This is a genomic window from Kocuria sp. LHG3120 (assembly GCF_049897445.1).
GTDB classification, from domain to species: Bacteria; Actinomycetota; Actinomycetes; order Actinomycetales; family Micrococcaceae; genus Kocuria; species Kocuria rosea.
On sequence record NZ_JAFCWG010000001.1, the window covers coordinates 292,896 to 316,821 of the forward strand.

Sequence of the window (23,926 nt, forward strand, 5' to 3'; positions counted from 1 at the left end):
GTATCAGTGCATGGACACATCTGGACACATGGATCCGTCCGGCGCCCCGCTCGGCACGCCGCTGGGCGGGCAGGGCACCGGGGAGTCGCTCGCGCTGACCGCGACCACCGCGCCCAGCGGGGTGGGGGTGGTCGACAAGGCCGCGATGATCCTCGACGCCCTCGAGGCGGGGCCGGCGACGCTGGCCCAGCTGGTGAGCGCCACGGGCCTCGCCCGGCCCACCGTGCACCGGCTGGCCGTGGCACTGGCCCACCACCGGTTCGTGGGACGGGACATCCAGGGCCGGTTCGTGCTCGGCTCCCGGCTCGTGGAGCTGGCGTCCGCGGCCGGCGAGGACCGCCTGATCGCGGCCGCCGGCCCCGTCCTGATGAACCTGCGGGACGCCACCGGGGAGTCCGCGCAGATCTTCCGCCGGCAGGGCGACTGGCGCGTGTGCGTGGCCTCCGCCGAGCGGCCGATCGGGCTGCGGGACACGATCCCGGTGGGCACGCAGCTGTCGATGAAGGCGGGCTCCGCCGCGCAGGTGCTCGTCGCGTGGGAGGACCACGACCGCCTGCTCGAGGGCCTGCGCCACGCGCGGTTCTCCGCGACCGTGCTGGCCGGGGTGCGCCGCCGGGGCTGGGCGCAGTCGCTGGGCGAGCGCGAACCGGGCATCGCCTCCGTCTCGGCCCCGGTGCGCGGACCCTCGGGCCGGGTGATCGCCGCGGTGTCGATCTCCGGACCGATCGAACGGCTCACCCGCCAGCCGGGCCGGCTGCACGCCGAGGTCGTGGTGCAGGCCGCGCGCCAGCTCACGGAGGCGGTCCGGGCCACCACCCAGTAGCCGGGCGCCGGCGGCCCCCGCCCTGCCGTCCCCCGCCGTGCGGCGGGGGACGCTCCGCGGCCGCCGCGCTCAGCCGCGCAGGACGGCCAGCGCCCTCCGGAAGGCGGCGAAGGCCTCGAGCTCCGCCCGCACGGGGTCGACGACGGTGCGCCGGGCGGCCTCGGCCACCGACTCGCGCAGCCGGCGCCGCACCGAGCGCTCCCGCATCCGGGCGCCGAAGCCGGCGAGGACCCGGCCGGTCAGGGCCGTGAAGATCCCGAGCACCACCCCGGCGAGGACGAGCAGCGTGGGCACGGGCAGCGGGAAGCCCTCGACGTACGGGGGCGGCGGGACGGGGATCTGGAACCACTCGAGCAGGAACAGGCCCAGGAGCCACAGCAGACCCGCGACCACCGCGAGCATCGCGAGCCACTGGACGACGTCGAGGACGAGCCACCACCAGGAGTTCCGCCCGGCCCGGAAGTCGGTGCGGGCGACCGCCTGGTCGATCGCGTCCGGCAGCCTCTCCTCGTGAGTGCGCGCGGCCTGCCGGACCGACCGGGTCCACGGTTCGGCGGCCCCGTTTGCGGCGTCGTGGGCGAAGGTGCGCACCGCGGAGTCGGCCGCAGCCCGCTGGGCGGCGCCCATGGGCGGCAGAGACGTGCGGTTGACCTCGGGGTTCACGGTCCCACCCCGGTCGAGGTTCAGCCGCCGCATCGGGTCCTTGCGGAACCTCAGCAGCCACCGGGTGGGGATCCACCCCGTGTGCTCCGCCGCGTGCAGGGCGTAGGACCTCCCGGCGGCCCGGGCGATCCCGGGCACGTTGGCGGCCTGCGCCAGCCCGTCGGTGAGCCGCTCCTGCGCCGGCTCGGTGATCCCGGCAGGCTCCCCGTCCCCGGAGGCCTCGGCGAGCAGCGCGGCGGCGTCGTCCACGTCGGCGTCGAGCCGGGCGCCGGCCGCCGCCCTGGTGTCGGCCACCTGGCGGATCCGCGCGCGGAGGGCCTCGACGCCCTCCCCCGTCACCGCGGAGACGGCCACCGGCTTCGACAGCCCCGTGGTGGGCAGCCCGTCCTGGGCCACGAGCTCCTCGAGGGAGGCCATCACGGCGGGGACCTCGGCGTCCGGCAGCCGGTCCACCTGGTTCATCACCACCATGGTCACGGCCCCGTGCCGGGCCAGCGGCGCGATGAACTCCTGGTGGATGACCGCGTCGGCGTACTTCTGCGGGTCCACGACCCACACCACGACGTCGACCATGCCGACGAGACGCTGCACGATGGTGCGGTGGTGCAGGCTCACGGAGTCGAAGTCCGGCAGGTCGAGCAGGATCAGGCCGCCGGGCGCCTCCGCGGCGGGCGCGCCCGTGATCCGCTCCTTGACGCGCGTCCACCGGCCGGCGTCCGCGTGCCCGGTGGGCAGGGGCGTGTCGACGTGGTGGCGCTGGGTGACACCGAGCCAGTCCAGCAGGGCCTCGCTGCCCGGCTCCCCCCAGACGGCGGCCAGCGGCTCGGAGGTGGTGGGGCGGCGGGCGGCGGCCCGGGCGATGTCCCGTCCCACGACCGCGTTGAACAGGGTGGACTTCCCGGACCCGGTCGCCCCGAAGAAGCCCACCACGGTGTGGTCGGCGGACAGGGAGCGCCGCTCGGCGGCGCGGTCCAGGACCGTGCGGGACGCCGCCACGGCCTCGTCGTCGAGCCGGCCGGAGGCCAGCTCCGTGGCGCGCGCGAGCGCGGTGAGCCGTTCGGAGAGGGTCGGCGCCGCCTGCCGGGCGGGGCTCATGCGCTCTCCCCCAGCGTCCGCCCGGCGGCGCGGATGCGCTCGGCCACGGCCACGAGCTCGTCGGCCTCCGGGTGCCCGTCCAGGACGTCGAGGCGCCGCAGGAACACGGACGCCTGCTGGTCCATGACCGTGTGGATCCGGGACTCGAGGTTCTTGCGGGCGTCCTCGGCCATCCGCCGCACGGCGTCCTCCCCGAAGACCGCCTCGAGCAGCTTGGTGCCCACCACGCCGGAGCCGCCGGCGATGCCGACCTCCAGCCCGGTGAGCCCGCCCGTCATGGAGAACACGCCGATCATGAGGATCACGGTGAGCGCGTTCACACCCAGCGACATGGCCCGCGCCCTGGTCCGCTTGTCCGCGCCCTCGCGCTGGATCAGCTCCATGAGGTCGCCCTGCCAGGCGCGCACCTGCTCTGCCGTGCGCTCGCGGAAGTCCGGGGGCAGCGAGCCGAGGTCGGACCCGCCGAGCAGGACCCGGCCCGCGGGCTCGTCCAGCCAGCGGCGCTCCGCGGTCTCGGAGGCGCGCGCGGCCTCCTCAACGATCACGGTCTGCAGACCGGTCTCGATGGCCTCCTCGACCTGGACCTCGGGTGCCGGCCTCCCGCTGAAGAAGGCGGTGAGCCGGTCCCGCATCCGGCCGATCCCGGCCTCGAGGTTGCGGAAGAACTCGCCGGTGCCCACGAAGTCCTGCCAGCGGGCGAGGACCTCGCCGCGCAGCAGGGTCCCGTCCCGGGTCGACTCGATGACGGCGGCGAGCGCCTCGTCGAAGGCGCGGTCCACGTCGTGGCGCAGCTGCGCCTCGACGCGGTGCTGGGAGAGCACCGCCGTCCCGGCCGCGCCGGTGCGCTCCGCGATGGAGCGGACCGCGCCGCCGAGGGTCCGGCGGGCGATCTCCGAGCGGGAGGCGGCGTTGCGCCCCAGTTCGGCCAGGAAGTCCACCACGGGGGCGACGACGTGGGGCGGGAGCATGCCCATCTCGTTGAGCGGTGACTCCGGGACGGTGAACACCGGGGCGTCCCCGAGGCCCTGCTCGGCGAGCATCCGCCGGAGGTCGTCCTCGATCTCGGCCTCGAGCCCCTGCGGGACCCGGTCGAGGACCACGGCCACCGTGATGTCCCGCTGGGCGGCCTCGACGAGCAGCCGCCACGGCACGGCGTCGGCGTAGCGGTTCGCGGTGGTCACGAACAGCCACAGGTCGGCGGCGGCCAGCAGCTGCCCCGCGAGCCGGCGGTTCTCGTCGGAGATCGAGTCGACGTCCGGGGCGTCGAGCAGGGCGACGCCCTCGGGGATCCGCGGCTCGGCGAGCAGCACGAGGGCCTGGCCGTCCGCGGTGCCGGGCAGCGCGGACGGGGAGGCGGTGTCCGCGGCGGTCGAGCCGGCGGGGATGACCTTCCGCGCGTGGATCCGGCTCAGGTGCGGGAGCACCCGCTGGGTCGAGAACGCCTCGGCGTCGCGCGGGTGGTGGATCAGGATGGGTTGCCGGGTGGTCGGGCGGATGGCCCCGGACCGGGTCACGGGGTGCCCCACGACCGCGTTGACCAGGGTCGACTTGCCGGCGCCCGTGGAGCCGCCGACCACCGCGAGCAGCGGCGCGTCGAGGGAGCGCACCCGGGGCAGCACGTAGTCGTCGAGCTGGGCGACGGCACGGTCGATGTCCTCGCGCTCGCGCAGCACGTCGGTCGTGGACAGCGGGAGGGTCGACGCCGCGAGCAGCGCCCGCGCGTCCTCGAGGGCGCTCAGGATCTCTGTCTGGTCGGTCACAGGGACATTGTGCCAGTCAGCCTGCTGTGCACCTACGCGGCGCGGGTCGCCGGGGGCTCACGCCATCCGGACGGCGATCTTGCCGCGGACGTGCCCCTCCTGGCTGAGCCGGTAGGCTTCCACGCCCTCGGCCAGGGGCACGCTGCGGGCGAGCTCGATCCGCAGCGCGCCCCGGTCCACCAGACGGCCCAGCTCGGTGAGGTCCTCGGCGGAGGGACGCACCCACATCCACGTCCCGCCGTGGGCCTCGACCGCGTCGTCGGCCACGGAGGCGTGCCGCCCCCCGTCCTTCAGGACGGCGAGCGTCTGCTCCACGACCCCGCCTACGAGGTCGACCACGACGTCCACGCCGTCCGGAGCCAGCTCCCGGACCCGCTCGGGCAGCCCGTCCCCGTAGGCCACGGGCTCCGCGCCGAGACCGCGCAGGTACTCGTGGTTGACCTCCGACGCCGTGCCGATCACGCGGGCGCCCCGGGCCGCGGCGAGCTGGACGGCGTAGCCGCCCACGCCCCCGGAGGCGTTGTGCACGAGCACGGTGTCTCCCGCGGCCACCTCCAGGCGGCCGAGGACCTGGTAGGCCGTGAGCCCGGCCAGCGGCAGCGCGGCCGCCCGGTCCCAGTCCACGGAGGCCGGCTTCGGCGCAAGCAGGCGTGCGGGCAGGGCGACGTACTCGGCCATCGTCCCGCCGTGCACCCAGTCCGTGCGGGCGTAGGAGATCACCTCGTCGCCCGGGGCCCACTCCGGGACGTCGATGCCGACGGCCTCCACGACCCCGGACACGTCCCAGCCGGGCACCACCGGGAACTGGACCTCCATCAGCGGATCGAGGCCGCCGGCCATGATCTTCCAGTCCACGGGGTTGATCGCGGCGCTGCGCACCTTCAGGAGCACCCAGCCCGGGGGGACCTTGGGCTCGGGGAGGTCGGTGAGCTCGAGGACTTCGGGGCCGCCGTAGCGGGCGTACGTCAATGCCTTCATGCTCCGCGCAACCGGCGGTCCCGGGAATCTGTTCCCGGCCGCGGGTCAGCGGCCCGGCTCCCGCAGGTGATCCGCGGCGTAGGCGGCGAACACCTCCCCGGGGGCCTCCCCCGTGCTGACGAAGTCCTCCCGCAGCTTTCGCGCGAGCTGCTCCAGGGCCAGGCCCAGGCGGCGGGCGCTCGTGCGCACCGGCGGCGCCGAGGACGCGGCGGCACGGTCGCGCAGCTCGAGGGCGTAGGCCAGCTGCCGGGCCAGGGAGAGGTCCGGGTCCTCCTCCTGGAAGTAGTACGTCTCGCCGTGCTGGGTGAAGTCGATCCGGGCCCGGGACACCTCCGCGGTCAGCCCGTCCAGCACCCGGGCCGCCGTCACGGGGTCCTCCTCCGCGATCCCGTCCGCGTACTCCACCTCGGCGAGGGACGTCAGCTCGAGCGCCAGGGCCCGGCGGCGGGACAGCGGCGGATAGATCTGGGTGAACCACGTCAGGGCCGCCGTGAGCAGGGCGAACCCGGTCAGCGCCTCCAGCGGGGTGGCCAGCCGGATCCAGGGGTCGGTGGCCACGACGTCCCCGAACCCCAGCGTCGCCAGGGTGACGAACGAGAGGTAGAGGGCCTCGAGGAGATCGGGGTAGGCGGCCGGGTCCACCCCGGGCGAGTACGTGAAGCCCTCGGGGACGTGCGGCAAGTAGATCAGGGCCCAGCCGACTCCCTGCAGGAGCACCCACAGGAGCACCACCGTGATCATCGAGCCCGGGCCCACGGCCGAGCCGAAGCGGTGCCCGGTGCGCCGGGAGATCCACCAGACGCCCGACTGCACCCGGCCGCCGACGGCGCCCGAGCCGCTGGGGTGCAGCAGGCTGTGGTAGATGTCCCACAGGCCGACCACGACGATCGCGGTCCCCAGCAGCGTCAGCAGCACGTCCACGTCGTCGCTCCGTCCCAGTCGATGACCGTCCTTCCCGGGGACCCTACCCGGTGGCGCCCGGGCCCGTCCCGGAGGTACGGCCTCCGTGCTTGCCCCGGGGACCATCAGCAGGGTTACGGTGGAAGCATCCGCTGCCCCGGACGGCGACGCGGCCCCCCACAGGGACGGAAGGACGACGATGGACATCAACCTGGTGCTGGCGCTCTTCGCCGGAGCCGTCCTGCTGATCTCGGCGTTCTCGACGCTGCTGCAGCGGATCAGTCTCCCCGGCCCGGTGCTCGCCCTCGCGTTCGGCGCGCTGATCGGCCCCTACGCGCTGGACCTCGTGCGGATCGAGGACTTCGGCCTGCCCCCGGGAACGCTGCTGGAGCAGGCGGCGCGGATCACCCTGGCGGTGGGCCTGGCCGGGGTCGCCCTGCGCCTGCCGCACGGCTACTGGCGCAGCGACGCCCGCTGGATCGCCGTGGTCATCGGGCTGGGCATGGCCCTGATGCTCGTCGTGGCCACCGGCGTGCTGTGGGCGGCGCTGGGCGTGCCGTTCCTGGTGGCGCTGCTGCTGGGCGCGATCATCACCCCGACCGACCCCGTGGTCACCACCCCGATCGTCACGGGTTCCCTGGCCGTGGAGCGGATTCCCGAGCGGGTCCGGCACAACCTCTCGGCCGAGAGCGGGCTCAACGACGGACTGGCCTACCTCTTCGTCCTCCTCCCGGTGCTGCTGCTGACCGAGCCGGACCGGGCGTGGCACGAGCTGCTGACCACCGTCCTGCTGTGGGAGGTGCTCGGCGCGGCGGTGTTCGGGGCGCTGGCGGGCTTCCTGCTGGGCAGGCTGTTCGTCGTCGTCCGCCGGCACGGGCTCATGGAGGAGAGCTCCTACCTGGCCTTCGTGGTGCCGCTGGCACTCGTGCTGCTCGGGACCGGCAAGCTGCTGGGCACCGACGCCCTGCTGGCCGTCTTCGTGGGCGTCGCGGTCTTCGGGCAGGTGATCCCCCAGCGGGACGAGGCGCAGGAGGACAAGGTCCAGGACGCCGTGGCCCGGCTGTTCCTGCTGCCGGTGTTCATCCTGCTCGGCCTGGCGCTGCCGGTCGGTGAGTGGACGGAACTGGGCTGGGGTGCTCCCCTGGTCCTCGGCGCGGCGCTGCTGCTGCGCCGCTTCGTTGCCCTGTGGGCGCTCCGGCCGCTGCTGCGGGGCGTGCACGACCGCGCCGAGACGCTCGTCCTGAGCTGGTTCGGACCCATCGGCGTCTCCGCCCTGTTCTACGCGACGCTGGCCGAACGGCACACCGGCAACCACGAGATCTTCGTCCACACCACCCTGGCCGTCACCCTGTCCGTGCTCGTCCACGGGCTGTCCACCGCACCGCTGAGCGCGTGGCTCCAGCACCGGGAGCCGGAGCGCAAACAGGAGGAGGAGACCCCCGCATGAGCCCGCAGCACCCCTGTCCCAGGCCCCTCATCACGGACCGGGAGGCCCGCCGTGTGGTTTGACTCCTGGGCCGACATCCTCCGGATCCTGCTCGTCGGAGCCGCCTCCTACACCACGCTGGTGGCGATCCTGCGCCTGTCCGGCAAGCGCACCCTCGCCCAGCTCAACGTCTTCGACTTCGTGGTCACGGTCGCCCTCGGCTCGACCCTCGCCACCATCTTCCTCAGCACGGACGTCTCCTGGGCCGAGGGCGCCACCGCCCTGGCCCTGCTCGCGGCTCTCCAGCTGCTCGTGGCCCTCGTCTCGGCGCGCCGTCCGGGGGCCCGGCGCTTCTTCACCTCGGACCCCGTCCTGCTGCTGGCCGACGGCCGGATCCGGGGCGAGGCGCTGCGCCGCAACCGGCTCACGGAGTCGGAGATCCGTCAGGCGGTGCGCATGCAGGGCACCGGGGACCTCTCCCGGGTCGAGGCGGTCGTGCTCGAGACCAACGGCAAGCTCAGCGTCATCACATCGAGCTCCTACGGCGACGGGTCCGCGCTCGCGGACGTCCGCGGGACCGAGGCCCTGGGCGACGACGACCGCCGGGGACCGGCCGGCCCGGAGGCGTGAACCGCACGGCGCGATTCCGCTGTGCCCGGCCCGGTGCTCGCGCGTCCCCGCCCGCCGTCCCGGGGCGCTCACGAGCCGGAGCGGCCCTCCTGCTCGAGCAGCCGCAGCCGCTCCCGGTACTCGTCCTCGGTGAGCTCTCCGGCGGCGTGGCGCTCCAGCAGGCCGTCACGAGCCCGCCGCAGGCCGAGCCGGGTGCGCGACCTGCGGCCCCAGCGGGTGTTCTGCCCGTAGCGTCCCACGAGCCACCGGACGCCCCGGGCCACGGTCCACATGGCAGCGGCGGCCAGCAGGGCCCAGGACGTCACCTCCCAGCCCTGGAAGGGGGTCAGTCCGAGTTCGCCCACGGTCCCACCGTCCCTCCGGCGTCGTCCGTCGTTCCTGTCTCCGGCGGCGCGCCGTCCGGGGCGCGCTCGGTGGCCGAAGAGTAGCAGTCACCTCCGACGCCGGGCCGGGGCGGTCCGGCCGGGACGGGTCGGCGGCCGCCGGGCCCACCGGGCGCCGGCGGGGTCAGCGGGTGAGCGTGCCGATCCCCTCGAGGATCGCCTCGTGCACGCGCGGGTCGCTGAGCGGCAGGAAGTGACCGCGCGTGCCGAGCTGGACGTTGCGCGCCCCTGCCAGGTGGCTGCCGCCCGGGATGTGGGGGTCGAACAGGCCGTAGACGGAGACGATGTGCCGGTTGACCTCCCGGCGGGTGGTCAGCGCGGTGAGCTCCGGGGAGTGGGGCAGGAACACCCGGATCGTCGGAAGGGGCAGGAGCCGGGCGAGCTCGGAGCCCGCGAAGGGGGTGTTGACGGCCACGAGCCCCTGGATCACGGTGCCCTCGTTGTGGTGGGCCAGGAGGTGCTTGCCGATCAGCCCGCCCTTGCTGTGCGCCACCAGCACGCAGCGCTCGATCCCCTCCCGGCGGATGTGCTCGTCGACCAGCGCCGCCATGTCCTCGATGGTCCCGGTGTTGAACCTCAGGTCCTCCACCACGTGGACGTCGTGGCCGTGCTCCCGCAGCAGCCCGGCCACCGGGAGCATGAACGTCCACGACTCGTAGATCCCGGGGATCAGCACGACCGGTGTCCGCCCCGGCTCTCCCGGGCCCCGGTAGTGGGCGGGCTCCCACCGGCCGAGGACGCCCGCGGCCTGCCACCGGACCGCGTAGACGTAGTCGCGGGCCCAGGCCGCGAGATTCGCGGCCGCCGCGCCCAGCCGCGGGATCACACCGGGCTCCCGGGACGACAGGCGGCGAGGAAGGGCGCGCACGCGGCGGCAAGCTCCCGGGGGTCGGTGTGCTGGACGTTGTGCGGGGCCCCGGGGATCTCCAGGAAGCGGGCGTCGGGGGCCGCCCGGGCCAGCCGGCGGGACCAGTCCCGCCGGGCGATGGGGTCCCGGGACCCGCGCACCACCAGCCCGGGGGGCGTGCAGCCCCGGATGTCCTCCTCGATCCGGTCGCGGAGCATGTGCCGGGTCGTGCGCAGATAGCGGAGCGGGCCCATCCGGAGGTAGTCGCGGACGACCACGGCGTTGGTGCGCAGGGGCTCGCGCAGGGTGTCCCGCAGCAGCCGCCGTCCCTGGCCGAGCAGACTGCGCGCGGTGGGGTCGACGGTCGGTCCCACCAGCACGTAGCCGGCGCACAGCCCGGGGTGGTCCCCGACCGCGTCCACGACGACCTGGCAGCCCATGGAGTGCCCCACGACCACGGGAGCCCGCAGCCCCAGCGCCTCGACGGCCCCTGCGACCACGCGGCCGAGCTCGGGCACCGACAGGGGCCGGGCGGGGCGCGGTGAGGACCCGCAGCCCGGCAGGTCGACGGCGTAGACGTCGTGCGTGGCCGCGAGCGCGTCCGCGAGCCGCAGGAAGTACCGGCCCGACATGCCGATGCCGTGCACGAGGACCACCGGCGGCCGCGCGCGGTCGAAGGTCCCCCGCACGTCGACCGCGTGGGTGCCGGCGACGACGCGCCGCCGCTCGAGCCCCGGGCGCCCCCGCGCCCTCACCGGTGGGTCGCCTCGAGCGCCAGGCGCACGACGTCGAGCGGGTCCCGCCGCGCGGCGTGGGCCGCCAGCTGCCGCCGGGCGCCGGAGCCGTCCCGCAGGACGCCGACCACCACGGACTCCACCTGCGCGGCCTCGTCCCACTCGGCGAGCACGGGGCGCACGACGGCGAGCAGCTCCGCCACGACGTCCGCGGCCGGGGCGGGCGCGCCGGAGGCCGGGCTGATCAACGTCCCCTCGACGCCGTCCCTGCTGGCCTGCCAGGACCAGGTCCGCAGCTGCGCCGCGCTCACCGGCGGCGCAGGGAGGCCCGCCCGCCACTGGCGGGCGGCCGTCTCGACCAGCGCCCGGCCGAGGGCGGCCAGCACCCCCGCGTGCTCCGCGTCCAGGCACATGTCGGTGATCCGGATCTCCACGGTGGGGTAGCGGGCCGAGAGCCGGGCGTCGAAGTAGATCATGCCGAGGTCGAGGGGCACCCCGGAGCGCAGCAGGGCCTCGCGCTGCCGGTCGTGCTCCTCGACCGAGCCGAAGACCTCCGTGGGACCGGAGGTGGGCCAGCGGACCCAGGCCTGGTAGCGGTAGCTGCTGAAGCCGCTCTCCCGGCCGTACCAGAACGGGGAGTTGCCGCTCAGGGCGAGCAGGACGGGCAGCCACACCCGGATGCGGTCCAGCACGGCCACGCCCTCCTCGCGGCTGCCGACGCCCACGTGGACGTGGAGGCCGCAGGTCAGCTGCTCGGCGGCCACCAGCCCGAAGCGCTCCTGGAGCCACCGGAAGCGCGGTGCGGGCACGAGGTGCGGGGCGCCCGCCGTGACCGGTGAGGCGAGGGCGACGGCGCGGGCACCCACCGCGCGGGCGGCGGCGTCGGCCAGGCGGCGCCCCTGACGGATCGCGGCGATCTGCTCCGCGAGGCCGGTCAGCGGAGGACTCGCGACCTCGATCTGCTCCTGCTGCAGCTCGGTGGTGACCTGGTGCGCCGGTGCCGTCGCCGGGGAGGAGCGGACGCCGGCGGCGTGCGCGTCCACGGCGTCCGGGCCGGCGGGGGCGGGCGCCAGCGTCACGGCGTCCACGAGGAGCAGCTCCTCCTCCACGCCGAAGGTGCGGGTGGGGCCGGTGGTCGCTGCGGGGGACGGGTGCGGGAAAACGGTGATCACCACCATCCGGGAGGGGCTGGAGCGGTGCGGACGGGCGGGGCGGGAGGCCCCGCCGTCGTCGCCGGGCGGATCCCCCGGCTCACTGCGGAGCGTAGCACCGGGGACCCGCGCAGCGCCGCTGCGGGGGCTCGCGACGCCTCTTGACGCGGAGGGCGGTGCGGGGTTCGCTGGAGGGGCCAGGAGGGGAGTATCCCCCCGCGCAGCGTCGTCACGACGGTCCCACCGCAGGATCCGGCGCGCGGGCCCGGAACGGGCCGGGAGAGACCTCCGGTCGGGAACCGGAGGGTGGCTGGTGGCGATGGACGTCCCGTTCTGGGGGTGGGCCGCGGTGATCGGCGGCATCGTGGTCCTGCTGGCCGTGGACCTGCTCGCCCACCGGCGCCCGCACGCGATCGGGCTGCGCGAGGCCGCGGTGTGGACGGCGGTGTGGGTGGCCTGCGGGACGGGCTTCGGGGTGGTGGTCTGGGCCGTCTTCGGGTCGCAGGCCGGCCAGCAGTACTTCGCCGGGTACCTGATCGAGAAGTCGCTCTCCGTGGACAACGTGTTCGTCTGGGCGGTCCTGCTCACGTACTTCGCCGTCCCCCGCGCCTACCAGCACCAGGTGCTGTTCCTGGGCGTCTTCGGGGCGCTGGTGCTGCGCGGCGCCTTCATCGCCGCGGGCGCGGCGCTGATCCACGCCTTCGAGGGAGTGCTCTACCTCTTCGCCGCGTTCCTGCTCTGCACCGGGTGGCGGATGCTCCGGCAGCGGGAGGCGCGTCTTGACCCGGACCGGTCGGCGGTGCTGCGGGTCTTCCGCCGCTGCGTGCCGATGACCGAGGTGTTCTACGGGCAGCGGCTCGTGGTGCGCGTCGGCGGGGCGCTGCGGGCCACGCCGCTGCTGGCGGTGCTGGTGCTGATCGAGGCCACCGACGTGGTCTTCGCCGTCGACTCGATCCCGGCCGTCTTCGCGGTCACCGACGAGGTCTACATCGTCTTCACCGCCAACGCCTTCGCCGTGCTGGGGCTGCGGGCCATGTACTTCCTGCTGGCGGACCTGATGCACCGTTTCGTGCACCTGCGCGCCGGGCTGGCCCTGGTCCTGGTGTGGGTGGGGGTGAAGATGGCGCTCAAGGTCGACGTGGTCGACATCCCCACGGGAGTCTCCCTCGCGGTGATCACGGCCGTCCTGGTCGTGTCGGTCGGCACGAGCCTGCGCGCCACCCGCGGGCAGGGGCGGCGGGCGCCGCAGTGCCCGGAGGCCCCGCCGTTCCGGACCGCGACCCCCGCCGAGCTCGCGGCGCTCCAACCCCTGCGGCCGTCCCGGGCCGCCTCCGCGGACCGGGACGAGGACGGCCGGAGCGGCCCCTGAGGGGCGCGGACCGCGCCCCGTGGGAGGGTCGCCGCCCCGTGAAGGAGCCGACCCCGTGCACCGCAAGCTCTCCGTCCTCGTCGAGGCGGACCCCGACGGCCGGTTCGTCCGGGTCAGCGTGACCGGTCCCCTGACCCGCGCGAACCAGCAGGCCCTCCACGCCGCCGCCGGGGCCGGCGCTGCGCGAGGCCTCCTGAGCCTTCCGGCGCAACGTTGCCGCGACCGACGGCCCGGATGCGAAGATTGGCGGCAGTGCACACGACATCCTGAGCGCGACCCACCGTGGGGCCGGGGATGAGGAACAGGACGGCGGGACCCATGAACGACCACCCCACGAGAGACCGGGCCGCGGAGGCCACCGGCGGGCTCGACCCCCGCCGGTCGGCCGGGCGCCTGGTCGCCGTGGACGCCGCCCGGGGACTGGCTCTCGTGGGGCTGACGGCGGTCCACTTCCTGCCGCAGTCCTATCCCGACAACGACCGGCCGACGCTGTCCTGGCTGCTGTTCGCCGGGGACTCCGCGGCGCTGTTCGCGCTGCTCGCCGGGGTCGGCCTCGCCTTCTCCACCGGAGCGCGCAGACCCCGCAGGGGCCGGGACCTGACCGCCGCCCGCGCGGGGATCGCGGTGCGCGCGCTGCTGATCATGGTGATCGGGCTGACCGTCGGGTACCTGATGCCGGCGGACCCGCCGGCCGTCGGCATCCTGGTCCACTACGGGCTCTTCTTCCTGCTCGCGCTGCCCTTCCTGGGGCTGCGGGCACGGACCCTGCTCCTGTGCTCGGGCGCGTTCCTGCTCCTCGGGCCCCTCCTGATCCACTGGCTGGGCGACGTGGTGCCCGAGCACAGCGCCGCCAACCCGACGTTCGCCCACCTCGTCACCGAACCGGTCGCGCTCTTCTGGCAGCTGACGCTGACCGGCACGTACCCGGCCGTGACGTACATGGCGTACCTGCTCGCCGGGCTCGCCCTCGGCCGCCTCAACCTCAAGAGCCTGCGTCTGCAGAGCCGCCTCCTGGCCGCGGGACTCGGCCTCGCGGCCCTCGCCAAGCTCGTCTCCTGGGTGCTCCTCTACGGCATGGACGGCTACAACGTGCTGCTCTACAGCATCGTCTCCCTCACCCGGGCGGACCTGGACCACCTCGTCGTCTTCGGCGCCGACGGGCCCCTGCCGACGTCCTCGCTGTGGTGGCAGGCGCTCTCCGCCCCGCACACCAACACGCTCCTCTCGGTGGCCTGGAGCCTCGGGGTGAGCACGGCCGTGCTCGGCGCCTTCCTGCTCGCCGGCCGCGAGTTCGGCAAGTGGCTGCTGCCGCTCACGGCCATGGGGGCCATGACCCTGTCCCTGTACACGGGACAGCTGGTCCTGCTGGCCACCGAGGTCCACTACAGCAGCCCGCTGCTCTGGTTCGCCGCCTGCCTCCTCGTCTCGGCGCTCGTGGCGCTCGCCTGGCGGCACGCCTTCGGACGGGGTCCGCTGGAACGGCTCGTGTCCGCGGCCGCGCACGCGACCTCCCGTGCTGTCGCGGATCGGGGGACGCCCCGCGGCCCGGAGACCCCCAGGAGGCCCCTGGGGTAGCACGTGCCTCCGCCGGCCGGACACGCGCCGACGGCTGAAACACGGCCCCGGCCGCTCGCGGGCCGCACGGATCCGTTAGCGTGACAGCAGCGCCGCCCGGCGCCGACAGGCGGAGCGCCCGCCTGCCGTGGACCTCAGGAGGAACCATGCCGAAACCCGTCATCAGCAAGGCCAGCACCGTCTGGACCGGCGATCTCTTCAACGGCTCGGGCACCACCAGCCTGACCGGCTCGGGCCTGGGCCCCTTCGACGTGGACTGGGACACCCGCGCGGAGAGCGGCGCCGGCGCCAAGACGAGCCCCGAGGAGCTCCTGGCCTCCGCGCACGCCACCTGCTACGCCATGGCGTTCTCCAACATGCTCGCCCAGAACGAGACCCCGCCCACCCGGCTGGACTCCTCGGCCGAGGTGACCTTCGTGGCGGGCGAGGGCATCAAGGGGGTCGAGCTGACCGTGGTGGCGCAGGTGGAGAACATCTCCGCGGAGGACTTCGCGCGCATCGCCGAGGAGGCCAAGGCCGGCTGCCCGGTCTCCCAGGCCCTGTCCGTGGACATCACCCTGGACGCCTCGCTGGCCTGATCCGGTGCCCGGCCCCGCCGGCCCGGGCAGTGCCCGGGCCGGCGGGGCCGGCCGCGTCCGGCGTGTCGGTGACGGCGGCGGACGACGGCCCGGCCGGCGAGGGCGTGGAAGGTCGCGCGCGTCCGCTCCTGCTCCTCGTGGATCCGCCCCCGGCCGGCCGGACCCGTGACGTCAGGCGCGGTCGCGTTCGGCGAGCGCCCGGCCGAGGTCCTCGGCCTGCAGGTCGGCGTTGACGGCCGTGGCGGTCGTGAGCCCGGCCGCCGCCGCGGCGAGGACCTGGGCGTGGAGGTCCGTGACGTTGCCCGCCACGTAGACCCCCGGCACGTCCGTGCCGCCCGTGGGCGCCGAGGGCACGTACGTGCCGACGGCATGGCCCTTCTCCTCCACCTGGGCCGTGCGCAGGCCGAGGGAGTCGATGAGGGCGGAGCGGACCGTGAAGCGCGGCACCACGACCACGGCCCGGCACGGCACGAGCTCGCCGGCGACCAGCCGGAGACCGGTGATCCGGTCCTCCGACACCTCCACGCGCCGCACCTCGCCCGCCACGCACGCGATGCCGAGGGCCGCCAGGTGCTCGCGCTCCTCGTCGTCCGGCGCCGGGGCGGTGTGCTGCACGAAGGTGATGTCGTGGCTCCACTGCCGGAACAGCTGCGCCTGCTGCACGCCCAGGGGGCCGGTGCCCAGCACCGCCAGCGGCTCGTCCCGCCACTCCCAGCCGTGGCAGTAGGGGCAGTGGACGACGTCGCGGCCCCACCGCTGCGCCACGCCCGGGACGTCCGGCAGCTCGTCGGTCAGTCCGGTGGTGATCAGCACGCGGCGCGCCCGCACCGACCGGCCGTCCTCGAGCGCCAGCAGGAACCGGACGCCGTGGCCGCCCTCCCCGGCCGGGCGGGCGGAGACCACCGTGCCGTCGACGACGTCCGCTCCGTAGCCGGTGACCTCGGCACGCCCGTCCGCGAGCAACGCGCCCGGGGCGTCGCCGTCGCGCCCGAGGTAGTTGTGCACGTGCTCCGCGGGGTCGTTGCGCGGGGCCCCGGCGTCCACCACGAGGACCGTGCGCCGGGCGCGGGCCAGGCACAGCGCCCCGGCGAGGCCCGCGGGCCCCCCACCGACGACGACCACGTCGTAGCTTTCGTCCATCGTGCCTTCCCCCGTCCCGGAGCCGGTCCCGGCAGCAGTCCTGCGTCGCTCTGCCAACGTAGCAGTGCCGGGACGGGGATGTAAGCCTGCTGACTGTAGGCGGTGCCGGAGCATTCGGCGCGCGCCCCTCCCCCGGGCGGGGCGGCGCCGGACCGGACGGTGCCGGTGCTCGCCGTGGGAAACGACGACGTCCCCCGGACCGTGTGGTCCGGGGGACGTCTTCCGTGGTGACCCCAGCGGGATTCGAACCCGCGTTACCGCCGTGAGAGGGCGGCGTACTAGGCCGCTATACGATGGGGCCGCACCGATCCGGTCCGCGGTTTCCCGCGACCGGCCTCGTACACTGTACCAGGTCCCGGGCCCTGTTCCGGACGCCGGCCCTGTTCCGGCAGCGCAGCGCACCCCGGACACGAGAACACCCCCGGACCGTGTGGTCCGGGGGTGTTCTGCGGTGGTGACCCCAGCGGGATTCGAACCCGCGTTACCGCCGTGAGAGGGCGGCGTACTAGGCCGCTATACGATGGGGCCGTACTGATCCGATGGAGCAGCGCTGGGATACCAGGACTCGAACCTAGAATGACGGTACCAGAAACCGTAGTGTTGCCAATTACACCATATCCCACTGTCGTCCCCGGTCCGGCGGTTTCCCGCGGCGACCGGCGCAACGCAAAAGAACTATACCGGCCTTCCGGCGGGGCGGCAAATCGGGCTCAACGGCAGTAGCGGTCCTCGAGCTCCCCGTCGATCCCCCGGCGGCGGGCGATGCCCGCCAGCGCCCGGACGACCGGCCCCAGCCAGCGGTAGAGCCCCGGGAGGTTGATGTCGGTCCACTGGATGAGCAGCGCCGTGCGGAGCAGGCTCCGCGGCCGGCCGTCCCGGCGGGTGCGCCCGTCCCGGGCGAGCCCGTACAGGGCCACCAGGCCCTTCTCGAAGCCCTCGTGGGCGGGCCGCACCTCGACCACGAAGCGGGCCGGCGACCCACTCGGGTTCTTCCAGCGGAACAGGTGCTCCGGGGGCACCTCGACCTCGCCGCCCGCCCCGAGGTCCCGCACGACGTGGCCGACCTGGACCCGCAGCACGCCCTCGAGGACCCGCACGCGCATCCCGAACCGGCGGTGGTAGTGGGCGAGCACCTCTCCCCCGGCCTCCACCTCGACGTGCAGCAGGGCGTGCTCGCCCCCGGTCTCCGCGCCGGTGCGCAACCACGTGATGGTGTCCCGCTGCACGGGATTGCGGTGCTGCGGGCGTCCCGCGCGCATCGCCTCGATCTGGTCGTCCGTCCGGTCCATGCTGATCGCCCCCGTGTCCCAGGCTACGCCGGAGCGCCCGGGCGTGTGCAGATGACGTCCCCGCCGACGGTCCGGCCCGCCTTCCGCGGAGGGCGGGCCGGACCGTCGTCGTCGGCGGGGAGGGCGCTCAGCCGAGCTGGGCGGCGAGGGCGCGCAGGCGGGTCAGGGAGGAGTCCTTGCCGAGGATCTCGAGGGACTCGAACAGGGGCGGCGAGATCCGCCGGCCCGAGACGGCGGTGCGGACGGGGCCGAAGGCCAGTCGCGGCTTGATGCCCAGCCCGTCCACGATGGCCTCGCGGAGCGCGGTCTCGAGGGCGGCGGCGCTCCAGTCCTCGAGCGGCTCGAGGGCGGCGAGCGCGGCCCGCAGGACGTCCCCGGCGGAGTCCTTGAGCTGCTTGCGGGCGTCGTCGGCGACCTCGATCTCGTCGTCGGCGGCGAAGAGGAAGGACAGCAGCTCGGGGGCCTCGCCGAGCAGGTTCATCCGCTCCTGGACCAGCGGGGCGGCCCGGTCGAGGATGTCCCGCTGGCGCTCGTCCAGGGTGTCCCCCAGCACGCCGCCGGCCTGCAGGTAGGGGACGAGCCGGTCGCGGAAGTCCTCGGGGGCGAGCCTGCGGACGTGGGTGCCGTTGATCGCGGTGGCCTTCTTGAGGTCGAAGCGCGCGGGGTTCGCCAGGACGTCGTGGACGTCGAAGTGCTCCACGAGCTGCTCCACGGTGAAGACGTCCTCGTCCGCGGACAGGGACCAGCCCAGCAGGGCCAGGTAGTTGAGCAGGCCCTCGGGGACGAAGCCGCTGTCCCTGAGGTGGAAGAGGCTGGACTCGGGGTCGCGCTTGGACAGCTTCTTGTTGCCCTCGCCCATGACGTAGGGCAGGTGGCCGTACTCGGGCACGTACTTCGCGAAGCCGATCTCGACCAGGACGCGGAACAGCGCGATCTGGCGCGGTGTCGAGGAGAGCAGGTCCTCGCCGCGCAGCACGTGGGTGATCTCCATGAGGGCGTCGTCCACGGGGTTGGTCAGCGTGTACAGCGGCTGGCCGTTGGCGCGCACCACCACGTAGTCCGGGATGGAGCCGGCCCGGAAGACGATCTCGCCGCGGATCATGTCGTGGACCACGATGTCCTCGTCCGGCATCCGCAGCCGCAGCACGGGCTCCCGGCCCTCCGCCCGGTACGCCGCGATCTGCTCCTCGGTGAGGTCGCGGTCGAAGTTGTCGTAGCCGAGCTTGGGGTCGCGGCCGGCCGCCCGGTGCCGGGCCTCGACCTCCTCCGGGGTGGAGTACGCCTCGTAGACCGCCCCGTGCTCCCGGAGCCGGGCGGCCACGTCGCGGTAGACGTCCAGGCGCTGCGACTGCCGGTACGGGGCGTGCGGACCGCCGGTCTCGACGCCCTCGTCCCAGTCGATCCCCAGCCACGCGAGCGCCTCGAGCAGCTGCTGGTAGCTCTCCTCCGAGTCGCGCAGGGTGTCGGTGTCCTCGACGCGGAAGACCATGGTGCCGCCGGTGTGGCGGGCGTGGGCCCAGTTGAACAGCGCGGTGCGGATCAGCCCCACGTGCGGGGTGCCCGTCGGGGACGGGCAGAAGCGCACGCGCACGGGCGAGGAGGTGGTCGAGGCGGTGGCCGGGGTGGCGGGCGTGTCGGTCATGGCTCTTTCGTGGATCGGTCGGGGTCTGGGCGGGGTCGTGCGGTGGTGCGGGGCGCCGCGGTGCCCGCACGGGTCGGCGGTGCGGACCGGCGCCGGCCGGCGGTGCGGGTCAGCGGCGCAGGACGGTCGGCAGGACGCCGATGCCCTCGACCTCCACCTCGATCCGGTCGCCCTCGTCGACGATGCCGACGCCGGCGGGCGTGCCCGTGAGGATGACGTCGCCGGGCAGGAGCGTGAACGCCTGGGAGACGTAGGAGACGAGGAACGGGACGTCGAAGACCATGTCCCGGGTGTTGCCGTCCTGCTTGGTCTCGCCGTTGACGCGGCTGCGCACGGCGAGGGCGGAGGTGTCGAGGTCCGTCTCGATCCAGGGCCCGAGCGGGCAGGCCCCGTCGAAGCCCTTGGCGCGCGCCCACTGCCCGTCGGTCCTCTGCACGTCGCGGCCGGTGAGGTCGTTGGCGGCGGTGTAGCCGAAGACCACCTCGGGCACGCGCTCCACGGGGACGTCCTTGCACATCCGCCCGATGACGACGGCGAGCTCGGCCTCGTAGGAGACCTGCTCGGTCCACGCGGGCAGGGTCACGGGGTCGCCGGGACCGGCGACGGACGTGTTGGGCTTGAAGAACAGCATCGGCGAGGTGGGCAGCTCGTTGCCCAGCTCCGCGGCGTGGTCGGCGTAGTTGCGGCCGACGCACACGATCTTGGAGCGCGGGATCACGGGGGCGAGGAGGCGGACGTCGGCGATGTCGTGGCGCTGCTGGGTGGGGTTGATCCCGGTGTAGAAGGGGTCGCCCGCGAGGACGGTGACCGTCTCCTCGCCGGCGGCGCCCTGCACCGCGCCGAAGTGGATCTCGCTGTCGACCGTGAACCTGGCAATTCGCATGGGACCAGGCTATCCCACGGTCCGCGGGCGGCCGCGCGGCCCCGGTGGCGCCACCGGGGCCGCGCGGGGCTCAGACCAGGCGGGTCAGCCAGCCGTGCGGGTCCTCCGCGCGGCCCGTCTGGATCTCCAGGAGCTGCCGACGGATGTCCATGGTGACCTCGCCGGGCCGGGCGCCCTCGTCGCCGATGGTCTCCTCGGTGGAGACGAGCCGGCCGATGGGGGTGATGACGGCGGCGGTCCCGCACGCGAACGCCTCGGTGATGGTCCCGGCCTGCCAGCCCTCGCGCCACTCGTCGAGGGTGAAGCGGCGCTCCTCGACGGTCATCCCGCGGTCCTTCGCGAGCTGGATGATCGAGCGGCGGGTGACGCCCTCGAGGATCGTGCCGGTGAGCTCGGGGGTCACCAGGCGGCCGTCGTCGTAGACGAAGAACACGTTCATGCCGCCCAGCTCCTCGACGGCGTCGCCGCGGTCGCGGTCCAGGAACATCACCTGCTGGCACCCGTGGGCGTCGCCCTCCATCTGGGCGATCAGGGAGGCGGCGTAGTTGCCGCCGCACTTGGCCGCTCCCGTGCCGCCGCGGCCGGCGCGGGCCCAGTCGCGGGAGAGCCAGATGTCCACGGGCTTCACCGGGCCGCCGAAGTAGTTGCCGGCCGGGGAGGCGATCACGGAGTACAGCACCTGGCGGGACGGGCGCACGCCCAGGAACGCCTCCGTGGCGATCATGAACGGGCGCAGGTACAGGGACTCCCCGTCCCCGTCGGGCACCCACTGCTCGTCCACCGACACGAGCTCGCGCAGCGAGTCCAGGAACAGCTGCTCGGGCAGCTCCGGCAGCGCCAGCCGGCGGGCCGACAGGTTGAGCCGGGCGGCGTTGGCCTCGGCCCGGAACGTCCACACGGAGCCGTCCGCGTGCCGGTAGGCCTTGAGCCCCTCGAAGATCTCCTGGCCGTAGTGCAGCACGGCCGCGGCGGGGTCCAGCACCAGCGGACCGTACGGCTCGACCCGCGGGTCGCTCCAGCGGCCCGTGCCCTTCTCGACGTCCCCGAACCAGTCGATCTTCACCATGTGGTCCGTGAAGTTCGTGCCGAAGCCCGGCTCGGCGAGGATGGCCGCCCGGACCTCCTCCGGGACCGGGTCCTGGCTGAGGTGGTGGGCGAAGGTGGTGGGCTGTGTGGTCACTGCGTCTCCCTGCGAGGTCGACCCCGTGGCGACCGGCACGCGGGGCTCAGCTGTTGGTTCCGTGCCCCAGCCTATCCCCGGAGCACGGCCGGATCGGCTCAGGCGAGGGCGGCGAGCACGCCGTCGCCCACCTGGGCGGTGGTGCGGGACTCGTTGCCGTGGGCCGCGAGGTCCTGCTGCACGGCGGCCTCGATCCGGGCCGCCGGCCCGGAGTGGCCGAGGTGCTCCAGCATCATGGCGGTGGCGAGGATCGCCGCCACGGGGTTCGCCTTCTGCTGCCCGGCGATGTCCGGTGCGGAGCCGTGCACGGGCTCGAACATCGAGGGCGCCGTGCGGTCCGCGTTGATGTTGCCGGCCGGGGCCAGTCCGATGCCGCCCGTCACCGCGCCGGCGAGGTCGGTGAGGATGTCCCCGAAGAGGTTGTCGGTGACGATGACGTCGAAGCGCGCCGGGTCGGTCGTGAGGAAGATCGTGGCCGCGTCCACGTGCAGGTAGTCGACGGCGACGTCGGGGAACTCGGCACCGATCTCCTCGACGAGGCGCGCGTAGAGGCGGCCCGCGTTGACGAGCACGTTGTGCTTGTGGACGAGGGTCAGCCGCTTGCGCTCCCGCCCGGCGGCGAGCTCGAAGGCGTAGCGCACGAGGCGGCGCACGCCGTAGGCGGTGTTGAGCGAGACCTCGGTGGCGATCTCGGCGTCGGTGCCGCCGCGCAGCACCCCGCCGTTGCCGGCGTACGGGCCTTCGGTGCCCTCGCGCACCACCACGAAGTCGATGTCCCCGGGGTGGGAGAGCGGGCTGGTGGTGCCCGGGAAGAGCTTGGACGGGCGGAGGTTGACGAAGTGGTCGAGGCTGAAGCGCATCTTCAGCAGCACGTCGCGCTCGATGATCCCGGACGGGACGCGCCGGTCCCCGGGGGCGGCGCCGACCGCGCCGAACAGGATGGCGTCGTGGGTCCGCAGCTCGTCCAGCGTCCGGTCCGTGAGGGTCTCCCCCGTGTCCAGCCAGTGCTGCGCGCCGAGGCCGAACTCCGTCCTCTCCACCGTGACGCCGGCCGCGGCGGTCACCGCGTCGAGGACCTTCACCGCCTCGGCCACGACCTCGGGGCCGATGCCGTCACCGGGGACGAGGGCGATCTTCAGGTGGGCGGGGGCGGCTGCGGGCGTCGGCTGGCTCATGGCCCCAGGATAGGAGCGGACCGACCCGTCCGACCACGGTGTGGACGGACGTCTCACATGATGGACAGCCGATCGCCGCTCAGGACTGGAGTGCGGCGGGCTCCTCGTAGCGCGGGAACACCGGCGCGGGCGGGGGCAGCTCCGTGCCCGCCACGATGGGCGTGTCCAGGGCGGTGAACAGGCGGGCGTCGCCCTCGGCCTGGCCGAGCACGTCGAGCAGCCGGGCGGCGGCGTCCGGCACCACCGGCTGGACCAGGATGCCGACCGTGCGCACCACCTCGAGCGTCACCCAGAGCACGGTGGCCATCCGCCCGGCGTCGGTCTTGCGCAGCTTCCAGGGCTCCATGGCGGTGAAGTACCGGTTGGCCTCGGCGACCACCCGCCAGATCCGCTCGAGCGCCCGGTGGAACTGCTGCTCGTCGAACTCGGCGCGCACCGGCGCGCAGAGCCCGGCGGCCGCGGCGAGCATGGCCCGGTCCTCGGGGGTGAGCTCCCCGGGCGCGGGGACCCGGCCCTCGCAGTTCTTGGCGACCATCGACAGCGAGCGCTGCGCGAGGTTGCCGAGGTCGTTGGCGAGGTCGGAGTTGATGCGGTTCTTGATCCCGTCGTGCGAGTAGCTGCCGTCCTGGCCGAACGGCACCTCGCGCAGCAGGAAGAAGCGCAGCGGGTCGAGGCCGTACTCGGCCACGAGGGCGTGCGGGTCGATGACGTTGCCCACGGACTTGGACATCTTCTCGCCCTGGTTGAACAGGAAGCCGTGGGCGAAGACGCGCCGGGGCAGGGGCAGGCCGGCGGACATCAGGAACGCCGGCCAGTACACGGCGTGGAAGCGGGCGATGTCCTTGCCGATCACGTGGGCGTCGGCGGGCCAGTACCGCTGGAACGTCTCGGATGCGGTGTCCGGGAAGCCCACGCCGGTGAGGTAGTTGGTGAGGGCGTCCACCCACACGTACATCACGTGGTCCGGGTTGCCGGGCACGGGCACGCCCCAGTCGAAGGTGGTGCGGGAGATGGAGAGGTCCTCCAAGCCCGAGCGCACGAAGGACGCGATCTCGTTGCGCCGGGTCTCGGGGTGGACGAAGCCCTCCCGCTCGTAGAGCTCCAGCAGCCGGTCCTGGTAGGCGGAGAGGCGGAAGAAGTAGGACTCCTCCTCGGTCCAGGTGACCTCCGTGCCGGTGCCCGTCGAGCACCGCACGCCGTCCGCGCGCAGCTCGGTCTCGTCCTCGCCGTAGAACGCCTCGTCGCGCACGGAGTACCAGCCGGCGTACTTGCCGAGGTAGATGTCCCCGGCCTCCTCCATCCGGCGCCAGAGGGCCGCCGACGCCGCGTAGTGGTCGGCGTCCGTGGTGCGGATGAAGCGGTCGTAGGAGATGTTCAGGGCGTCGTCCATCTCGCGGAAGCGCGCCGAGTTGCGGTCCGCGAGCTCCCGGGCCGTGAGGCCCTCCTTCTCCGCGGTCTGCTGCATCTTCTGGCCGTGCTCGTCGGTGCCGGTCAGGAAGCGGACGTCGTAGCCGTCAAGCCGCTTGAACCGGGCCATGACGTCGGTCGCGATGACCTCGTAGGCGTGCCCGATGTGCGGGGTGCCGTTGGGGTACGCGATGGCCGTGGTGATGTAGTACGGGGTGCGGTGGGAGGAAGTCACGGCCTCCACTCTACCGACCGCGGGGGTCGTGCGCGCCCGGGGCGACCGGCGCTCGGGGCCCGG

21 protein-coding genes and 3 tRNA genes are annotated in these 23,926 nt (G+C 74.1%); 6 read left to right on the top strand and 18 right to left on the bottom strand.

Features of this window, described 5'->3' with window-relative positions:
* Positions 1 to 10: 10 nt before the first annotated feature.
* Positions 11 to 823 (top strand): IclR family transcriptional regulator, encoded by an 813-nt coding sequence (locus ACP7CD_RS01360; protein WP_255219483.1) that lies wholly within the window; start codon positions 11 to 13, stop codon positions 821 to 823.
* 69 nt (positions 824 to 892) lie between these two features.
* Here the strand turns inward: ACP7CD_RS01360 and ACP7CD_RS01365 are convergent, their stop codons facing one another.
* The 4 genes from ACP7CD_RS01365 to ACP7CD_RS01380 are packed head-to-tail and all read right to left on the bottom strand — an operon-like array spanning position 893 to position 6,240.
* Positions 893 to 2,581, bottom strand: coding sequence for a dynamin family protein (locus tag ACP7CD_RS01365; protein WP_017833197.1), 1,689 nt, complete (start codon positions 2,579 to 2,581; stop codon positions 893 to 895).
* On the bottom strand, positions 2,578 to 4,341 hold the full coding sequence (locus ACP7CD_RS01370; RefSeq protein ID WP_017833198.1) for a dynamin family protein: 1,764 nt from the start codon (positions 4,339 to 4,341) through the stop codon (positions 2,578 to 2,580). The genes ACP7CD_RS01365 and ACP7CD_RS01370 overlap by 4 nt, the downstream gene beginning before the upstream one ends.
* A 57-nt stretch (positions 4,342 to 4,398) precedes the next feature.
* Positions 4,399 to 5,319, bottom strand: coding sequence for an NADP-dependent oxidoreductase (locus ACP7CD_RS01375; protein WP_426118548.1), 921 nt, complete (start codon positions 5,317 to 5,319; stop codon positions 4,399 to 4,401).
* A 45-nt stretch (positions 5,320 to 5,364) separates the two neighbouring features.
* Positions 5,365 to 6,240, bottom strand: coding sequence for a potassium channel family protein (locus ACP7CD_RS01380; protein ID WP_426118550.1), 876 nt, complete (start codon positions 6,238 to 6,240; stop codon positions 5,365 to 5,367).
* 178 nt (positions 6,241 to 6,418) lie between these two features.
* Between ACP7CD_RS01380 and ACP7CD_RS01385 the strand changes: the two genes are divergently transcribed.
* A complete protein-coding gene (locus ACP7CD_RS01385; protein WP_426118552.1) occupies positions 6,419 to 7,666 on the top strand; it encodes a cation:proton antiporter in 1,248 nt (415 codons plus the stop codon).
* 51 nt (positions 7,667 to 7,717) lie between these two features.
* The gene (locus ACP7CD_RS01390; protein WP_017833202.1) at positions 7,718 to 8,275 is read left to right on the top strand and encodes a DUF421 domain-containing protein; all 558 of its coding nucleotides are present in this window, start codon (positions 7,718 to 7,720) and stop codon (positions 8,273 to 8,275) included.
* A gap of 68 nt (positions 8,276 to 8,343) precedes the next feature.
* Here the strand turns inward: ACP7CD_RS01390 and ACP7CD_RS01395 are convergent, their stop codons facing one another.
* From ACP7CD_RS01395 to ACP7CD_RS01410, 4 genes are all read right to left on the bottom strand, one after another.
* A complete protein-coding gene (locus ACP7CD_RS01395) occupies positions 8,344 to 8,619 on the bottom strand; it encodes an SHOCT domain-containing protein (RefSeq protein WP_426118555.1) in 276 nt (91 codons plus the stop codon).
* A gap of 163 nt (positions 8,620 to 8,782) precedes the next feature.
* Entirely contained in the window at positions 8,783 to 9,484 is a 702-nt protein-coding gene (locus ACP7CD_RS01400; protein ID WP_426118557.1) for an esterase/lipase family protein, read from the bottom strand.
* Positions 9,481 to 10,260, bottom strand: a complete 780-nt coding sequence (locus ACP7CD_RS01405; protein ID WP_426118559.1) for an alpha/beta fold hydrolase — start codon at positions 10,258 to 10,260, stop codon at positions 9,481 to 9,483. The genes ACP7CD_RS01400 and ACP7CD_RS01405 overlap by 4 nt, the downstream gene beginning before the upstream one ends.
* The gene (locus tag ACP7CD_RS01410; protein WP_426118561.1) at positions 10,257 to 11,417 is read right to left on the bottom strand and encodes a carboxylate-amine ligase; all 1,161 of its coding nucleotides are present in this window, start codon (positions 11,415 to 11,417) and stop codon (positions 10,257 to 10,259) included. Before ACP7CD_RS01410 ends, ACP7CD_RS01405 begins: the two co-directional genes overlap by 4 nt.
* Positions 11,418 to 11,709: 292 nt before the next feature.
* Here ACP7CD_RS01410 and ACP7CD_RS01415 point away from each other — a divergent pair, with 292 nt between their 5' ends.
* The 3 genes from ACP7CD_RS01415 (at position 11,710) to ACP7CD_RS01425 (ending at position 14,912) form a co-directional block, all read left to right on the top strand.
* Positions 11,710 to 12,759 (top strand): TerC family protein, encoded by a 1,050-nt coding sequence (locus tag ACP7CD_RS01415; protein WP_136341637.1) that lies wholly within the window; start codon positions 11,710 to 11,712, stop codon positions 12,757 to 12,759.
* 318 nt (positions 12,760 to 13,077) lie between these two features.
* Positions 13,078 to 14,334: a heparan-alpha-glucosaminide N-acetyltransferase domain-containing protein gene (locus ACP7CD_RS01420; protein WP_017833206.1), complete on the top strand. Its 1,257-nt coding sequence runs from the start codon at positions 13,078 to 13,080 to the stop codon at positions 14,332 to 14,334.
* Positions 14,335 to 14,480: 146 nt separating this feature from the next.
* The gene (locus ACP7CD_RS01425; RefSeq protein ID WP_017833207.1) at positions 14,481 to 14,912 is read left to right on the top strand and encodes an OsmC family peroxiredoxin; all 432 of its coding nucleotides are present in this window, start codon (positions 14,481 to 14,483) and stop codon (positions 14,910 to 14,912) included.
* A 171-nt stretch (positions 14,913 to 15,083) separates the two neighbouring features.
* On the opposite strand, the gene ACP7CD_RS01430 is transcribed toward ACP7CD_RS01425, so the two are convergent.
* The 10 genes from ACP7CD_RS01430 to metG all read right to left on the bottom strand — a co-directional run bounded on the left by ACP7CD_RS01430 (position 15,084) and on the right by metG (position 23,863).
* The gene (locus ACP7CD_RS01430) at positions 15,084 to 16,052 is read right to left on the bottom strand and encodes an NAD(P)/FAD-dependent oxidoreductase (protein WP_426118564.1); all 969 of its coding nucleotides are present in this window, start codon (positions 16,050 to 16,052) and stop codon (positions 15,084 to 15,086) included.
* A gap of 225 nt (positions 16,053 to 16,277) precedes the next feature.
* Positions 16,278 to 16,353: transfer RNA gene (locus tag ACP7CD_RS01435), tRNA-Glu, on the bottom strand.
* Positions 16,354 to 16,504: 151 nt separating this feature from the next.
* A tRNA-Glu gene (locus ACP7CD_RS01440) sits at positions 16,505 to 16,580 on the bottom strand.
* 22 nt (positions 16,581 to 16,602) lie between these two features.
* Positions 16,603 to 16,674 (bottom strand) — tRNA-Gln (locus ACP7CD_RS01445).
* 88 nt (positions 16,675 to 16,762) lie between these two features.
* The gene (locus ACP7CD_RS01450) at positions 16,763 to 17,341 is read right to left on the bottom strand and encodes a cupin domain-containing protein (RefSeq protein ID WP_109243468.1); all 579 of its coding nucleotides are present in this window, start codon (positions 17,339 to 17,341) and stop codon (positions 16,763 to 16,765) included.
* Between the two features lie 127 nt (positions 17,342 to 17,468).
* Positions 17,469 to 18,983, bottom strand: a complete 1,515-nt coding sequence (gltX, locus tag ACP7CD_RS01455; protein ID WP_095651664.1) for a glutamate--tRNA ligase — start codon at positions 18,981 to 18,983, stop codon at positions 17,469 to 17,471.
* Between the two features lie 109 nt (positions 18,984 to 19,092).
* Positions 19,093 to 19,866 carry a fumarylacetoacetate hydrolase family protein gene (locus tag ACP7CD_RS01460; RefSeq protein ID WP_017833212.1) on the bottom strand — a complete coding sequence of 258 codons (774 nt, stop codon included), beginning with the start codon at positions 19,864 to 19,866 and terminating at the stop codon, positions 19,093 to 19,095.
* A 70-nt stretch (positions 19,867 to 19,936) separates the two neighbouring features.
* Positions 19,937 to 21,046 (bottom strand): branched-chain amino acid aminotransferase, encoded by a 1,110-nt coding sequence (locus ACP7CD_RS01465; protein WP_035928893.1) that lies wholly within the window; start codon positions 21,044 to 21,046, stop codon positions 19,937 to 19,939.
* A 98-nt stretch (positions 21,047 to 21,144) separates the two neighbouring features.
* Positions 21,145 to 22,221 (bottom strand): 3-isopropylmalate dehydrogenase, encoded by a 1,077-nt coding sequence (locus tag ACP7CD_RS01470; RefSeq protein ID WP_017833214.1) that lies wholly within the window; start codon positions 22,219 to 22,221, stop codon positions 21,145 to 21,147.
* 79 nt (positions 22,222 to 22,300) lie between these two features.
* Complete coding sequence (gene metG / locus ACP7CD_RS01475; protein ID WP_284563607.1) at positions 22,301 to 23,863, bottom strand: methionine--tRNA ligase; 1,563 nt, start codon at positions 23,861 to 23,863, stop codon at positions 22,301 to 22,303.
* Between the last annotated feature and the right edge of the window lie 63 nt (positions 23,864 to 23,926).